Consider the following 14,862-nt stretch of genomic DNA (forward strand, 5'->3'; position numbering starts at 1 on the left):
TTCTCTTCGCGCCGGGGCCTACGGCGAGCGGCCGCCGCAGGCCCCGTGGTTCGAGGCGTCGCTCAGCTCATCGACCACCTCCGAGGAGCCCCGCCGCCCGCGCCCAGCGGTACTTGGCGCCAAGCACCGCGACGGGCTTCTCGGTCGTATAGGGGTACGCCACTACGCCACGCTCGAAGAGGTACGCGCACGCCTCCTCGACCTCGACGTCACCGGCGAGTGACGCGACAACCGGCTTCTCTATGCCGCGTTCTCTGAAATCCGCCACCACGCGCGCGGTGAGCTCGGCGAACACCATGGGAGGGGTCACGATGGTGTGCCAGTAGCCGAGGACCAGGGAGTGGATCCGCGGGTCCTCGAGGCCGAGCCTGATGGTCGCCTCGTACGTCGACGGGGGCTCCCCACCCGTGATGTCCACCGGGTTTCCCGCCGCCCCAAAGGGAGGGATGAACTTCCGGAACGCGGCGTCCAGGTCGTCCGGGATCTCCATCAGGGAGAGGCCGTTGTCCGTGACGGCGTCCGAGAGCAGCACCCCGGAGCCGCCCGCACCCGTGATGATCACGACGTTGTCGCCCTTGGGCGTCGGCAGGACCGGCAGCGCACGCGCGTACTCCAGCATGTCGTTGAGGCCCGGCGCCCGGATCACCCCGGCCTGCCGCAGGATGTCGTCGTACACCGCGTCGTCACCGGCGAGCGCCCCGGTGTGCGAACCTGCGGCCTTCGCACCGGCCGCCGTGCGCCCGGCCTTGAGCACGACGACCGGTTTCTTCGGCACGGTCGCCCGGGCCGCCTCTACAAAAGAACGGCCGTCCTTCAGATCCTCCAAGTGCATGGCGATGCATTTGGTGTTGGGGTCCTCCGCGAACCAGGTGAGTAAATCGTCCTCGTCCAGATCCGACTTGTTGCCGAGCCCGACGATCGCCGAGACGCCCGTCCTGGTGGCACGCGCGAAGCCGAGGATGGCCATGCCGATGCCACCCGACTGAGAGGTCAGCGCCACCCCGCCCTTGACGTCGTACGGCGTGCAGAACGTGGCGCACAGGTCCTGCCAAGTCGAGTAGTAGCCGTAGATGTTGGGGCCGAGGAGGCGCACGCCCTGGCGCTCGGCGATCGCGACGATCTCCGCCTGGAGGGCGTGCTCGCCGGTCTCGGCGAAACCGGAGGGGATGAGGACGGCATTGGGGATCCCCTTGCGCCCGACCTCCTCCAGGGCCGAGGCCACGAACTTGGCGGGAATCGCGAAGACCGCCACATCCACCTCACCCGGAACGTCGGTGACACTCTTGTACGCCTTGCGGCCCTGAATGTCATCGGCCTTGGGGTTCACGGGGTGGATCTCGCCGGAGAAGCCGCCGTCGATCAGATTGCGCATGACCGAATTGCCGATCTTCCCCTGCTCGTTGGAGGCGCCGATCACGGCGACCGAACGGGGCTGCATCAACCGCCGCATCGTGCGCAGCATTTCGTCGCGACTGTAGGTGCGACGCGGCGTCGGCGGAGCGTCGGCGAGCAGCACCCGGATGTCGGCCGCGAGCGCGCCCTCCGGGGTCGCCATCACCGGGTTGAGGTCCACCTCGGCGATCTCCGGGAAGTCGGTGACCAGTTCGGAGACCCGGCGGATCTGCTCGGCGAGCGCCCACCGGTCCACGCCCGCGGCCCCGCGCACTCCGCGCAGGATCTCGGCCGCGCGGATCGAGTCGAGCATGCCGGTGGCCTCGTCCGCGGACACCGGGGCGAGCCGGAACGTCACGTCCTTCAGCACCTCGACGAGGACGCCGCCGAGCCCGAAGGCCACCACCTTCCCGAACGTCGGGTCGGTCACCGCACCGATGATGACCTCCTGCCCGGATGGCAGCAGTTGCTGTACCTGTACGCCTTCGATCCGGGCGTCCGGCGCGTAGGCGCTGGCGTTGTCGACGATCCGGCGGAAGGCGGCCCTTACCTCGGCGGCGCCCTCCACACCGACGACGACCCCGCCGGCGTCGGTCTTGTGCAGGATGTCCGGGGAGACGATCTTCAGCACGACGGGGCCCTCGAAGCGGTCCGCGTGCGCCACGGCCTCGTCCACGTCCCGGGCCAGCTCCTCGCCCGGGACGGCGATGCCGTACGCGTCCGCGAGTACCTTGCCCTCGGGCGCGGTGAGCGCGGTGCGCCCGTCGGCCCGTACGGCGTCGAGCAGCGCCCGCACCTTCTGCGCGCGGTCCTCTGCCATCACGTCAGATCACTCCGTTCGACTTGAGCAGGCGCAGCTCCTCGTCGCCGAGGCCGAGCTCGCCGACGTACACCTCTTCGTTGTGCTCGCCGAGCAGCGGCGAACTGGTCACGTTCACGGGGGAGTCGGAGAGCTTCAGCGGGGAGCCGACGGTGGTGAACTCGCCGCGCTCCGGGTGCGGTACGCGCACGATCATCTCGTTGGTCACGAGCGAGTCGTCCTCGATGATCTCCTTGGTCGACAGGATCGGGCCGCAGGGGATGTTGTGGGCGTTGAGCCGCTCCAGGACTTCCCACTTCGGGAGGGTCGAGGACCACTCCTCGATCAGCTGGAACATCTTGTTCAGCTTCGGCAGGCGGGCCTCCGGCGTGGCCCACTCGGGGTCGTCGGCCAGTTCGGGCCGGCCGATGAGCTCGGACAGCGGCCGCCAGCCGACCGGCTGCACGATGACGTACACATAGTCGTTGGGGCCGCCCGGCGCGCACTTGACCGCCCAGCCGGGCTGGCCACCGCCGGACGCGTTGCCCGAGCGGGGAACTTCCGAGCCGAAGTCCTCGTTGGGATATTCAGCGAGCGGGCCATGGGCCAGGCGCTGCTGATCGCGCAGCTTCACCCGGCAGAGGTTGAGCACGGCGTGCTGCATGGCCACATTGACCCGCTGCCCGCGCCCGGTGGTCTCCCGCTGGAAGAGCGCCGCGAGTATCCCGGCGACGGCATGAATGCCGGTTCCCGAGTCGCCGATCTGGGCCCCCGTCGCCAGCGGTGGCCCGTCCTCGAAGCCCGTGGTGGCCATGGACCCGCCCATGGCCTGCGCCACGACCTCGTACGCCTTGAAGTTCGTGTACGGACCGTCCCCGAAACCCTTGATGGAGGCATAGACGATACGTGGATTGATCTCCTGGATGCGGTCCCAGGTGAAGCCCATCCGGTCCACGGCCCCCGGGCCGAAGTTCTCGACCATGACGTCCGCGCGCCTGATCAGCTCGGTCAGGATCTCCCTGCCGCGCTCGGTCTTGGTGTTGAGGGTGATGCTCCGCTTGTTGCAGTTGAGCATCGTGAAGTAGAGGGAGTCGACGGCCGGCAGGTCCCGGAGCTGTTTGCGGGTGATGTCGCCGCTCGGCGCCTCCAACTTGATCACGTCTGCGCCCAGCCAGGCGAGCAGCTGGGTCGCCGAGGGCCCGGACTGGACGTGCGTCATGTCGAGGACGCGGATGCCTTCGAGGGCCTTGGTGCCGTCAAGAGAACTGGTCGTGACAGTCATCGGCGAACACCTCACTTGTACATGGTCTGGTTCATGGTTCCGGGGGCGTACGCGTCGGGATCGACCCAGACGTTGATGAGCGAGGGCTTGCCCGACTCGCGGGCGCGCCGCAGCGCGGGGCCGATGTCGGAGGGGTCGCGGACCTCCTCGCCGTGGCCGCCGAGCATCCGGGCGAACTGGTCGTAGGGCACATCGCCGAGGGTGTTGCCGACCCGCTCGCGTGCCTCGCCGTACTTGGCCTTCTGGCCGTAACGGATCTGGTTCATGGAGGAGTTGTTGCCGACGATGCCGACGAAGGGCAGGTTGTAGCGGACCAGGGTCTCGAAGTCCCAGCCGGTCAGTGAGAAGGCGCCGTCACCGAAGAGGGCGACGATCTCCTTGTCGGGCCGCGCTTGTTTGGCGGCCAGGACGAAGGGGATGCCGACGCCGAGCGTGCCGAGCGGGCCGGGGTCCATCCAGTGCCCGGGCGACTTGGGCTGCACGACCTGACCGGAGAAGGTGACGATGTCGCCGCCGTCGCCGATATAGATCGAGTCCTCGGTCAGGAAGTCATTGATCTCGCTGACCAGGCGGTACGGATGGATGGGCGAGGCGTCCGAGCGGAGGCTCGGCAGCCGCTTCTCGATGGCGGTCTGCTCCGCGGCGCGCAGCTCGTCCAGCCACTCCTTGCGCTGGGAGGAGTTGCCGTTGAGGCGCCCGGAGGCGGCCTCGGTCACGGACTTCAGGATCAGCCCGGCGTCGCCGACGATGCCCAGGTCGATGTCGCGGTTCTTGCCGACGGTCCGGTAGTCCAGGTCGATCTGTACGACGGTCGCGTCCGGCGAGAGGCGCTTGCCGTAACCCATCCGGAAGTCGAAGGGAGTACCGACGATCACGATGACATCGGCGTTGGAGAAGGCGTACCTGCGGGAGAGCTGGAAGTGGTGCGGGTCGCCGGGTGGCAGGGTGCCGCGACCGGCACCGTTCATATAGGCGGGGACGTTGAGGGTGCGGACGAGTTCGGTGGCTGCTTCGGTGCCGCGGGTCGTCCATACCTGGCTGCCGAGCAGGATGGCGGGCTTCTCGGCGTGCACCAGGAGGTCGGCGAGCCGCTCGATCGCCTCGGGGTCACCGGCCGAGCGGGTCGACGCCCGGTAGTGGCCGGCCTTGGGCACCCGTGCCTTCTCCGTCGGCACCTTGGCGTCAAGTACATCGCGCGGGATCTCGAGGAAGGAGGGTCCGGGGGCGCCGTGGTAGCACTCGCGGAACGCCATGGACACCATGTCCGCGGCCCGCGCGGTGTCCGGCACGGTGGCGGAGAACTTGGTGATGGGCGTCATCATGTCGACATGCGGCAGGTCCTGGAGGGAGCCCATCTTGTGCTGGGTGTGGGCTCCTTGGCCGCCGATGAGCAGCATGGGTGACTCGGCACGGAAGGCGTTGGCGACGCCGGTGACGGCGTCGGTGGTTCCGGGTCCGGCGGTGACCACGGCGCAGCCCGGCTTGCCGGTGATGCGGGCGTAGCCGTCGGCGGCGTGTGCGGCGACCTGTTCGTGGCGTACGTCGACGACTTCGATGCCTTCGTCTACGCAGCCGTCGTAGATATCGATGATGTGGCCGCCGCACAGGGTGTAGATGACCTCCACACCCTCTGCCTTGAGTGCCTTGGCGACCAGATGCCCACCGGAAATGAGGGCCTGCTGGTTGTCGCTGCTCTCGTCAGGCATGGCGAAGTCCCGTCCCTTCGTAGGGGAGTTGGCGTTGCTCGTGCACTGAGTGAACCGCTCTCGCGGCAGATTGCATACAGTCGACGAATACTGTATGAAGCTTGTTATCCCGCATCCGGTGGGTGGTGTCCAGGGGGCGTGCGGCACTTTTCGAGGCCCGCGGCAGGAACGGGCAGTCAGGAGCCGGAATGGACCTGTTCGAGTACCAGGCGAGGGAACTCTTCGAGGAATACGGCGTGTTGGTGCCCCCGGCCGAGGTCACCGACTCGGCCAAGGAGGCTCGTCGGATCGCCGAGCGGCTGGGCGGCCGGGTGGTGGTCAAGGCCCAGGTGAAGACCGGGGGCCGCGGCAAGGCGGGTGGGGTGAAGCTGGCCGCCGACCCGGCCGCCGCCGAGCTGACGGCGCGCCAGATCCTCGGTATGGACATCAAGGGCCACACCGCACACCAGGTGATGCTCGCTCAACCGGTGGACGTAGCGGCGGAGTTCTATGTCTCCTATGTCCTCGACCGCGCCTCCGGCCGGTTTCTCGCCATCGCCTCCGCCGAGGGCGGCATGGACATCGAGGAGGTGGCCGCCACCCGGCCCGAGGCGGTGGCCCGGATCCCCATTGACCCGGTCCGCGGCGTCACCGCGGACAAGGCGGCCGAGATCGTGTCCGCCGCGGACCTGCCGCCCGAAGCGGCCGATGTCCTGGTCAAGTTGTGGACCGTGCTGACCGAGGAGGACGCCGTCCTGGTCGAGGTCAACCCGCTGGTCCGCACCGGCGACGGTCGGCTGATGGCCCTCGACGGCAAGGTCACCCTCGACCGGAATGCCCGCTTCCGGCAGGCGCGTTGGGGCGACGACGCGGCGACGTACGACGATCCGCTGGAAGCCACGGCGGCGGAGAAGGGGCTCACCTACGTAAAGCTCGACGGCGAGGTGGGGATCATCGGCAACGGCGCCGGGCTCGTCATGTCCACCCTCGATGTCGTGGCCGGCTGCGGCGCGCGCCCCGCCAACTTCCTGGACATCGGAGGCGGCGCCTCCGCCCAGGTGATGGCGGACGGCCTGTCCGTGATCCTCTCCGATCCGGAGGTGAAGTCGGTCCTGGTGAACGTGTTCGGCGGCATCACCGCCTGCGACGCGGTCGCCGACGGCATCGTGCAGGCCCTCGACCAGGTACGCCTCACCAAACCCCTCGTCGTACGCCTGGACGGGAACAACGCACCGCGCGGCCGGGCCATCCTCGACGGCCACGCCCACCCGCTCCTCGAACAGCAGCCCACCATGGACGGCGCCGCCCGCCGCGCCGCCGAACTCGCCAACTAGCCGCCCACAGCAGGGGAGTGGAGTTCCGACGATGGCGATCTACCTCACCAAGGAGAGCAAGGTCCTCGTCCAGGGCATGACCGGTGCCGAGGGCCTGAAGCACACCCGCCGCATGCTGGCCGCGGGCACCGATGTGGTCGGCGGCGTCAACCCCCGCAAGGCGGGCCGGAGCGTGGACTTCGACGACCGCGCCGTGCCGGTCTTCGGCACCGTGCGCGAGGGCATCGAGGCCACCGGGGCCGATGTGACGGTGGTGTTCGTCCCACCGGCCTTCTGCACAGCGGCCGTGACCGAGGCGGCGGACGCGGGCATCGGCCTCGTGGTGGTGATCACCGAGGGCATACCGGTGCACGACGCGGTCGCCTTCCAGGCCCACGCCAAGCGGCGCAGCACCCGCGTCATCGGCCCCAACTGCCCCGGCCTGATCACCCCCGGCCAGTCCAACGCGGGCATCATCCCCGCCGACATCACCAAGCCCGGCCGCATCGGCCTGGTCTCCAAGTCCGGCACCCTCACGTACCAACTCATGTACGAGCTACGCGATATCGGCTTCTCCACCTGCGTGGGCATCGGCGGCGACCCGGTCATCGGCACCTCGCACATCGACTGCCTGGACGCCTTCCAGGACGACCCCGACACCGAACTCATCGTGCTCATCGGCGAGATCGGCGGCGACGCGGAGGAACGCGCGGCGGCCCATATCCGCGACCACATCACCAAGCCGGTGATCGGGTACGTCGCCGGATTCACGGCGCCCGAGGGCAAGACCATGGGCCACGCCGGCGCGATCGTCTCCGGTTCGTCCGGTACGGCGGAGGCGAAGAAGCGCGCCCTTGAGGCCGAGGGCGTCCCGGTGGGCGCGACACCTACCGAGACAGCACGGCTCGTCCTGGAACGGCTCGGCCACGGATGACCCAAGGCCGACAAGAAGAGTCCGGGCCAGACAAGAAAAAGTCCTGGCCAGACAGGAACATTCAAGCCCGGGGCAAAAACAGGCACCCCTAGAAGGCGACGTCACTCATACGGTGACGCCAAGGCCCCGCACTACCGTCCCTACGGGACATCCCCGAAGAGCCATGCACCCCTCCCGCCCCGACTGTGCACCGTGAGCGGAGACCTCGATGGCATCACCCACCCTCACCCTGAAACCGGGCACGGCCTGGACCGACGCCTGGCAGCGCTGCCTCGCCGTCGCCCCCGAGGCGTTCCGGGACGACCACGTCCACAACCTCTGGGCCGCCGACTGGCACCCCGGAGGCCGCACCCTGCCCGTCACCAGCCCCGTCGACGGCACCCCGATCGTCGGCCCGCCCCGCCTGGACGGGGCCACCGCGCGCCAGGCCGTACGCGCCGCCCTCGACCAGCACCGCGCCTGGCGGCACATCCCGCTCGCCGAACGCCGCGCCCGCGTGGCCGCCACGCTCGACGCGCTCACCGAACACCGGGAACTCCTCGCCCTCCTGCTCGTCTGGGAGATCGGCAAGCCCTGGCGCCTCGCCCAGGCCGATGTGGACCGGGCCATCGACGGCGTGCGCTGGTACGTCGACGGCATCGAGCCGATGCTGGACGGCCGTACGCCCCTGGGCGGACCCGTCTCCAACATCGCCAGTTGGAACTATCCGATGTCGGTACTCGTTCACGCCATGCTGGTCCAAGCACTGGCAGGCAACGCGGTGATCGCCAAGACCCCGACCGACGGCGGCCTCGCGTGCCTCACCCTGGCCTGCGCGCTCGTCGCCCGCGAGGGCATCCCCGTGACCCTCGTCAGCGGCAGCGGCGGCGAACTCTCCGAGGCGCTGGTGCGCGCCCCGGAGATCGGCTGCGTCTCGTTCGTCGGCGGCCGGGACACCGGCGCCGCCGTGGCCACGGCCGTCACCGACCTCGGCAAGCGACACATTCTGGAACAGGAGGGACTCAACACCTGGGGCATCTGGGAACACTCGGACTGGTCCGCCCTGTCCGCCGTGATCCCCAAGCTCTTCGACTACGGCAAGCAGCGCTGCACCGCGTACCCCCGCTTCGTGGTCCAGCGCACCCTGTTCGACCAGTTCCTGGCCGCGTATCTCCCCGCCGTACGAGAGATACGCACCGGCCATCCGCTGGCCGTCGCGGACCCCGGCGACCCGCTCCCGGCCCTGGACCTCGGCCCGGTGATCAACGCCGCGAAGGCGAAGGAGCTGAACGACCAGGTGGCCGAGGCGGTCGACCGCGGCGCCGTCCCGCTGTACCGCGGTGCGCTCGCCGACGGGCACTTCCTGCCCGGCCAGGACACCTCGGCGTACGTCGCACCGGTCACCCTCCTGAACCCACCCCCGTCCTCCCCGCTGCACCACGCGGAGCCCTTCGGCCCGGTCGACACCATCGTCCTGGTCGACACGGAGGCGGAGCTCCTCGCCGCCATGAACGCCTCGAACGGCGCCCTCGTCGCCACCCTCTCCACCGACGACCCGGCGACCTACGCCCGCCTCGCCCCCCAGATCCGCGCCTTCAAGGTCGGCCATGGCAAGCCCCGCTCCCGCGGCGACCGAGAGGAACTCTTCGGCGGCTTCGGCGCATCCTGGCGAGGCGCCTTCGTCGGCGGCGAACTCCTGGCCAGAGCGGTGACCCAGGGTCCGGCGGGCGAACGACTGCCGGGCAACTTCCCGGAGTATCAACTGACGCCTTGAGCAAGGGAAAACGGGCCCCGTCAGTGCCGTGGGCGGGGCCCGTCACCTTCCGTGGTGGGCGATGGGGGTCCGGTTGAAGCATGTGGTGCCGAGGCTCATGCTCGTACAAAGCTTCCGAGACCCCGCACATGTTTTCCACGAGAGGTCATGATGCGTGCCACTTCCAGCGTTCTGACCGCTGTCCTAACCGCTGTCCTTACCGCCGTCATGCTCGTGGGGGCTTGCGGCCCGCCACAGGCTCAGGCGCAAGCCCCCACGGATGGGTGCAACACTGCTTTTCTGTCCATGACTTCACTCGGTGACGCTTGCGGCTGATCCCCCGGTCGCCTCGGGCCCGGGGATTACGGCGCCGTCCCGAATGACTCCTCGGCTTACTCCTCGGTCAGGACGACCTCGCGTTCGGCGGCGGTCAGGAATGCAGGCATGAGAGGAATCAACCCGTCACGCAGCTCGAGCTGCATGAGGGTGCTTTCCACCGTTGCCCGGCCCGGAATGAGGCGTCCGTTCCCGAATTCCGACGACTCGACGGACCAGGAATGGGTGCGCCCATCGCAGATGGCCTGCTGGGAGCCACCGGAGACGGACTTGTCGCCCTGCCTCACGGTCGCGGTGACCATGACCGGCTCAGGGGTCGTGTTCCTGGTGCACTGGTACGTTCCCGAAGCGAGGACGCGGTCGTCCTTCGTGATGACGGCCTTGCCATCGATGTGAACGTTGTCGCCGGGAGCGGAGCTGGCCGTGCCGGCACAGAGCAGCACAGTCAGGCAGGCGACACCCATGGCAGACCTTGCGTGCATGGCAATTGTCCTTCTGGTTCGACTCTGTTGTGGGAAGTTGAGCGGAGTGCGGAGTGATGTGACGTGTGATAAACGCGGTCAGTCACCCAGCGGTATTGCTGCGCATCAAGGATTCACTCTTCTTCCCGCCCGTTAACACAAGGTCGGCCAACTGGCCGATCGGGCCCGGATACACGACACTGCGCTGAATGGGTGAATCGCGCACTCGCCCCTGCCGAGGACACCACTAAGGTTCCGGCCCATGGTCGAAACCCAAAAGCTCGGCACCATGTCCACCCTTACCTGGATCGGAGCGCACGACGAAGGTCATGACACCCCCTACCTGCTGGTCTACAGCCTCGGCGACACCGAGGAAGGGGCCGAGGCGGCCGAGAAGGCCGTCGCCGAGCTCGCCCAAAGCCTGGGACTTTCTGCCGGCGGGGACATGGCGGACGGGTCGCGCCCCGACTTTCCCGTGACGCTGCTCATGGAAGGGCGCCAAGCGGTCCTCAACATGCAGGCGTTCATCGCCCAGGGCGACGTACCGCAGGAGTGGCTGGACGTCATCGAGGGCGGTTCCCCGGTGCACCTCATCCTCAGCGCGAAGGCCTGGCCGGAAGCCCTTCCGGGAAAGCCCGTCACCACCGAGGCCCTTGCCGCCTACATCGGAGACGAGGCCGTAGTCGCCTCGGCCGCGCACTGCATGCTGCCCGTCGGCAAGCTGCGCAGCCGCGTCTGACCCTTTGATACGTCTGACCGCCGGGTTGGCGCCGACCGAGGTGGTCATTGCTGCGCACAGGGGAAAAACCGTGGGGTTTCCCGTCCGGGCTCGTTGTGATGAACGAACGAATGACTACTTCTCTCCCAGGTGGATGCCGTGAAGATGACCAGCCGAGTCAATCTGGCCGCGATGCTGGCGTGTATGGCCTCAGCGACGGCCGTGACGCCCGCCGCCGCCGACGCCGCCGTGCCGGGGACGGCCGTGACGCCCGCCGCCGCCGACGCCGCCGTGCCGGCGACGCCCGTGACGCCCGGGACCGACGCCCTCGACACCGACCCCGCCGTGCCGGTGCCGGTCACTCTGCCTCTGGAAGCTGCCAGACACGCATCTCCCGTCGACCCTCCCGTCGCGGTTCCGCACGTGTACGGCGAAGTGCCGCTCGTGTTGACTCGAGGACCGGGCGCGCCGCGCTTCAGTGAGGACAGCCTGCTCCCTGAGCGGACGATTCCGCAGATCCCGCTGAATACGTCTGTTCCGCATACGGTCGTGGACGCCCCGGTGACGAATCCGTTGAGCGAAAAGCGGGTCGCCGGGGTGGACTTGGACACGTCCAAGGCGCCGGTCCGTGCGACCAGCCCGGGCATGGCGGTTGATGCACCGCTGACGCGGCCCGGGGCAGGACCGCTGATGCTCCCCAAGGCGAAGCTTCCGGACGCGGCCATGCTGACGCCGATGCTCCGGGCGAACCCCAAGGCGGATGCCGGTCTGATCTGAGCTGCGTAGGGCTGCGGCCTGACCTGAGACGCTGTGGTGCGGCGGCCTGACCTGGGCCGTCGCACCACAGCGTCTCGCTGTGTCCGGTCGCTGCTCCGCCCATGGCTCACGTATGGGCTACCACGGGATGCCGTCACGCCACACCGAGAAGAGGGTCCTCTTAACGGCGCGGATCGGGAACGCGGACGCATTCTGTGGGAGGAACTGTGCAGGCTCGCCGCCGAATGACGGGAACGTGTCTTCTAGCGGTGACGGCGAGTCTGCTGACCACTGGGACGATGCTCGGTTCTTCGAGTTCTGACCCGGACCCGGCACCGTCCGCATCTTCCTCACCGTCTCCATCCCGGTCTCCGTCTCCGTCTCTTTCTCCTTCTCCGTCTCCATCCTCATCCGTATCCGTATCTGCATCTGCATCTGCATCCCCACCTGCGAGTGGGGACGGATCGGAGCCTCCTGATTCTTCTGCCGTCGCTACGGGCGCCTATCTCGGTTACGGCCCTGAAGGTGTGGCCCGTATGGAGGAGTTGTCCCGCTGGCTCGGCGGTTCTCGGCTGCGCGTAGGACACACGTACCTGCCGGGAGATCTCTGGTCCAATATCGAAGGCAAGCCGGGGTTCCTGGAGTCCTGGGCGCGCTGGAAGCAAAGCAGCCCGGACCGGATGTTCGTTCTCAACGTTCCCATGCTGGAACGGAATGAAGAAGGCGTCCCCGACGGAGAGGTCAGCCGTCTGCTGCGCGCGGGCGCGAGCGGAGAGTTCGACCAGCATTTCGAGAAACTCGCCCGTCGCCTCGTCGACCTCGGAGTTCCCGACACGGTGATCGTGCTGGGGTGGGAGATGAACGGCATCACCTACACCCACCGCTGCGGTCCGGACCCCCAGGCCTGGAAGGCGTACTGGAAACGGATCGTGACAGCAATGCGTTCCGTACCCGGAGGGCAATTCCGGTTCGACTTCGCTCCCAGTCGCGGCCCTGACGCCGTGCCGTGGACCCTGTGCTATCCGGGCGACGACGTGGTCGACATCATCGGGATGGACGCGTACGACCAGCCGCCCGGCGAGACGTTCGAGGAGCAGGTACGCGGCCCCTACGGTCTTCAGCACCAGGTCGATTTCGCCAAGGCGCACGGCAAAGCCATCTCGTACCCGGAGTGGGGACTGTTCAGGAACGGGGACAATCCCGAATACATGCGGGGGATGCTCGACTGGTTCGCCCGGCACAAGCCGCTCTACCAGACGATCAGCGACTACTGCCCGCACGGCGTATGGCAGTGCGACGACAACCCCGCGTCCTCGAAGGTCTTTCGCACCAGGCTCTTCGGCAAGGACTTCCCCGAGCCGCCGGAGACGAGTCCCCCATCCGAGCCGACTCCGACACCCCATCCGACCGGGGTGAACCCCGACCAGTGGTGCGTGCCGATCGAATTCGGGGAGTGGGGCGACGACGGCCGCGATGAATCACAGGCGTGTGTGCGTCAGGACTGGGACTGGGACTGGGACGAGGATTGGGACTGGGAAGACTGGGATTGGGATTGGGATTGGGGCTGGGACTGGGCGGTTCCCAAGTGGCCCTTCTGAGCCGCGGTGTTCAGTGTTCCGGCGGTAGCCCTGGTACGTCGCCACGCGGCGCGCGCCCGTGCCAGATGAGGTTTCGCTCTGCGTGCCAGCGTGCGGCGGGCGGCGAGGTGCGCGTAGTACAGGTCGAGGAGCGGTGACATGCCCGACGGGGCGAGAAGCAGGCGCTGATTGACGACTCGGTCCGGTCCCCAATGGTGTTTGTACGGCTCGTCGCCCCGCAACAGGCTGATGATGGTGCGGTGTTGTGTCACCGCGCTCTTGGCGTACTCGCGCAGCAGCATCGCGGACACGTCGAGTTTTCTGCGTCGCAATTCGGGGTCGGCTCCGTAGAGGTATCCGCCGGAGAGCGGGCCTGAGTGCAGGCTGAGGTTGGCCGCCACCGTTCGGCCTTCGAGGCGGTACAGGGTCACCGAGGCGTTCCCGGTTCGCACCATTGCCTGCGCGGCTTGGGTGAGATGCCGCGCGAAGCGTGGGGTGAGGTGTTCCGGAGTGATGCTCCGGCCCTGCCACTGGAGCACGTGCAACTGGAGGAGTGTGGCGATGGCTTGGGGCACGTCGTGCTCGGGCACGGTGCGTACGTCGATGCCCGCGGCGTCGAGCTTGCGCAGCTTGGCGCGGGCGCGTTGCGCGCGGGACGAGGCGAGACCCTTCACGAGTTCGTCGATGCCCAGGGCGGGCAGTTCCAGGCAGATGGAGTCGTCCAGGCGGCGTCGTGCGCCCTGCCAGCGCTGGTAGAGCTGGTGGGCCGCGGCGCCCGGGTGTACCTCGCGCAGATCGATCACGTGGTGGCGGGCCGCCTGGCGCAGGCCGCGCAGGAGCGCGAGGACGGCCGCGTCGGCGTGTTCGTCGGCGATGAGGACGTCGAAGAGGTCGGAGATGGGGCCGCCCAGCGGGACGAGTGTGGGCAGCGGGCGGTGGGTGAGCATCAAGGGAGCCGCGCCGATGAGTTCTTCGCCCCGCCTGACCAGGAGCAATCTCAGGCGCCCGGGCCTGCCGTACGCACGCCACCAGGAGTGCAGCCATGCGTGGGTCTGGAACGGGGTGGCCGTACCGCAGCGCTCGTGCAGCTCGTTCCACGCGCCCTCGAGGGCGGTGAAGTCCGCGGTGTCCCGGCACAGGGTGACGGTCACGGCGGCGGGCGGCGCGGTGCGGGAGGTGGTCATGTCGGCTGCTGCTCCTTGGCCGTCGGCGCGGGCGACTGGGCCGGGGCCGGCAGCGGCGCCGTCTCGTGCGTACGTGTCCGGCGCGGCTGTACGAGCAGCAGCAGCCCGCCGACCAGGCCGCCCGCGCTGACCCCGACTCCGGCGCTCAACGGCAGCAACGGGGAGGTGGGCGCCGGGGGCTTGATGGCGCGGGAGAAGCGGACCAGGCGTACCCCGGTGTCGTCGGTCCGGTCATTGGCGTTGAGGCTCAGGGAGTCGGCGACCGCGTTGGCGATGTCGGCGGCGTCACCGGGCTTGGCGGCCGTTCCCGTGATGCCGATCATCGGCGAGTCGGGCGAGGTCTCGGTCTGTACGTGACGGGGCAGCTGCTTGGCCGGTACGCCTGCGGTCGCCTGCGCGTACGCCAGTGTGCTCGTGCTGGTGGCGAGGCGGCCGTAGGCCTGGGCGAAGCCCAGGGTCGCGGTGGGGTCGGCGTTCTTCTCCGCCGTCGCGATCAGGTAGGTGGTGGCGGCGTACTCGGGCTCCGCGAGCACGCCGTGCGCGGTGCCCGCCGCCAGGCCCAGGGCGGCGCACGCGGGCAGCGGCCACCAGCGCGGGAGTTGGCGTGTGCGGGGCAGCCGCAGGCGCGGCCTCGGTGCTTTCAGGGACGAGAGCAGGGACGAGAGTGACGGGATGCGACGGCGGATTCCCACA

Annotated in this window: 12 protein-coding genes; 6 read left to right on the top strand and 6 right to left on the bottom strand. The window is 68.6% G+C overall.

The genetic code is table 11. The features are described from left to right. Positions 1–67 precede the first annotated feature (67 nt). The 3 genes from ACWD10_RS24840 to ACWD10_RS24850 are packed head-to-tail and all read right to left on the bottom strand — an operon-like array spanning position 68 to position 5,179. Entirely contained in the window at positions 68–2,212 is a 2,145-nt protein-coding gene (locus ACWD10_RS24840; RefSeq protein ID WP_451094553.1) for an acetate--CoA ligase family protein, read from the bottom strand. A gap of 4 nt (positions 2,213–2,216) precedes the next feature. Next, a complete protein-coding gene (gene frc, locus ACWD10_RS24845; protein ID WP_451094555.1) occupies positions 2,217–3,473 on the bottom strand; it encodes a formyl-CoA transferase in 1,257 nt (418 codons plus the stop codon). An 11-nt stretch (positions 3,474–3,484) separates the two neighbouring features. Then, a complete protein-coding gene (locus ACWD10_RS24850; protein WP_451094557.1) occupies positions 3,485–5,179 on the bottom strand; it encodes a thiamine pyrophosphate-binding protein in 1,695 nt (564 codons plus the stop codon). A 188-nt stretch (positions 5,180–5,367) separates the two neighbouring features. Here ACWD10_RS24850 and sucC point away from each other — a divergent pair, with 188 nt between their 5' ends. The 3 genes from sucC to ACWD10_RS24865 all read left to right on the top strand — a co-directional run bounded on the left by sucC (position 5,368) and on the right by ACWD10_RS24865 (position 9,158). Further along, the gene (gene sucC / locus ACWD10_RS24855; protein ID WP_451094559.1) at positions 5,368–6,492 is read left to right on the top strand and encodes an ADP-forming succinate--CoA ligase subunit beta; all 1,125 of its coding nucleotides are present in this window, start codon (positions 5,368–5,370) and stop codon (positions 6,490–6,492) included. A 31-nt stretch (positions 6,493–6,523) separates the two neighbouring features. After that, positions 6,524–7,405 carry a succinate--CoA ligase subunit alpha gene (gene sucD, locus ACWD10_RS24860; protein WP_451094561.1) on the top strand — a complete coding sequence of 294 codons (882 nt, stop codon included), beginning with the start codon at positions 6,524–6,526 and terminating at the stop codon, positions 7,403–7,405. A gap of 208 nt (positions 7,406–7,613) precedes the next feature. After that, a complete protein-coding gene (locus tag ACWD10_RS24865) occupies positions 7,614–9,158 on the top strand; it encodes an aldehyde dehydrogenase family protein (RefSeq protein WP_451094563.1) in 1,545 nt (514 codons plus the stop codon). Between the two features lie 371 nt (positions 9,159–9,529). Here the strand turns inward: ACWD10_RS24865 and ACWD10_RS24870 are convergent, their stop codons facing one another. Then, positions 9,530–9,955 (bottom strand): DUF6299 family protein, encoded by a 426-nt coding sequence (locus ACWD10_RS24870; RefSeq protein WP_451094565.1) that lies wholly within the window; start codon positions 9,953–9,955, stop codon positions 9,530–9,532. A 241-nt stretch (positions 9,956–10,196) separates the two neighbouring features. Between ACWD10_RS24870 and ACWD10_RS24875 the strand changes: the two genes are divergently transcribed. The 3 genes from ACWD10_RS24875 to ACWD10_RS24885 all read left to right on the top strand — a co-directional run bounded on the left by ACWD10_RS24875 (position 10,197) and on the right by ACWD10_RS24885 (position 13,006). Continuing rightward, positions 10,197–10,673, top strand: coding sequence for a DUF5949 family protein (locus ACWD10_RS24875; protein ID WP_451094567.1), 477 nt, complete (start codon positions 10,197–10,199; stop codon positions 10,671–10,673). A gap of 183 nt (positions 10,674–10,856) precedes the next feature. Continuing rightward, complete coding sequence (locus tag ACWD10_RS24880) at positions 10,857–11,429, top strand: hypothetical protein (RefSeq protein WP_451094569.1); 573 nt, start codon at positions 10,857–10,859, stop codon at positions 11,427–11,429. A 206-nt stretch (positions 11,430–11,635) separates the two neighbouring features. Beyond that, positions 11,636–13,006, top strand: coding sequence for a glycoside hydrolase family 26 protein (locus ACWD10_RS24885; RefSeq protein WP_451094571.1), 1,371 nt, complete (start codon positions 11,636–11,638; stop codon positions 13,004–13,006). On the opposite strand, the gene ACWD10_RS24890 is transcribed toward ACWD10_RS24885, so the two are convergent. Then, positions 12,904–14,169, bottom strand: a complete 1,266-nt coding sequence (locus ACWD10_RS24890; RefSeq protein ID WP_451094573.1) for a GNAT family N-acetyltransferase — start codon at positions 14,167–14,169, stop codon at positions 12,904–12,906. The two genes, ACWD10_RS24885 and ACWD10_RS24890, sit on opposite strands and share 103 nt — an antisense overlap. Next, the gene (locus ACWD10_RS24895; protein ID WP_451094575.1) at positions 14,166–14,861 is read right to left on the bottom strand and encodes a lipopolysaccharide biosynthesis protein; all 696 of its coding nucleotides are present in this window, start codon (positions 14,859–14,861) and stop codon (positions 14,166–14,168) included. The genes ACWD10_RS24890 and ACWD10_RS24895 overlap by 4 nt, the downstream gene beginning before the upstream one ends. Between the last annotated feature and the right edge of the window lies 1 nt (position 14,862).

This window comes from Streptomyces sp. NPDC002851 (assembly GCF_053591935.1).

Coding starts and splice junctions, on each gene's coding strand:
- ACWD10_RS24840 (WP_451094553.1), bottom strand. CDS start 2,212: ATGGCAGAGGACCGCGCGCAGAAGGTGCGGGCGCTGCTCGACGCCGTA.
- frc (WP_451094555.1), bottom strand. CDS start 3,473: ATGACTGTCACGACCAGTTCTCTTGACGGCACCAAGGCCCTCGAAGGC.
- ACWD10_RS24850 (WP_451094557.1), bottom strand. CDS start 5,179: ATGCCTGACGAGAGCAGCGACAACCAGCAGGCCCTCATTTCCGGTGGG.
- sucC (WP_451094559.1), top strand. CDS start 5,368: ATGGACCTGTTCGAGTACCAGGCGAGGGAACTCTTCGAGGAATACGGC.
- sucD (WP_451094561.1), top strand. CDS start 6,524: ATGGCGATCTACCTCACCAAGGAGAGCAAGGTCCTCGTCCAGGGCATG.
- ACWD10_RS24865 (WP_451094563.1), top strand. CDS start 7,614: ATGGCATCACCCACCCTCACCCTGAAACCGGGCACGGCCTGGACCGAC.
- ACWD10_RS24870 (WP_451094565.1), bottom strand. CDS start 9,955: ATGCACGCAAGGTCTGCCATGGGTGTCGCCTGCCTGACTGTGCTGCTC.
- ACWD10_RS24875 (WP_451094567.1), top strand. CDS start 10,197: ATGGTCGAAACCCAAAAGCTCGGCACCATGTCCACCCTTACCTGGATC.
- ACWD10_RS24880 (WP_451094569.1), top strand. CDS start 10,857: ATGGCCTCAGCGACGGCCGTGACGCCCGCCGCCGCCGACGCCGCCGTG.
- ACWD10_RS24890 (WP_451094573.1), bottom strand. CDS start 14,169: ATGACCACCTCCCGCACCGCGCCGCCCGCCGCCGTGACCGTCACCCTG.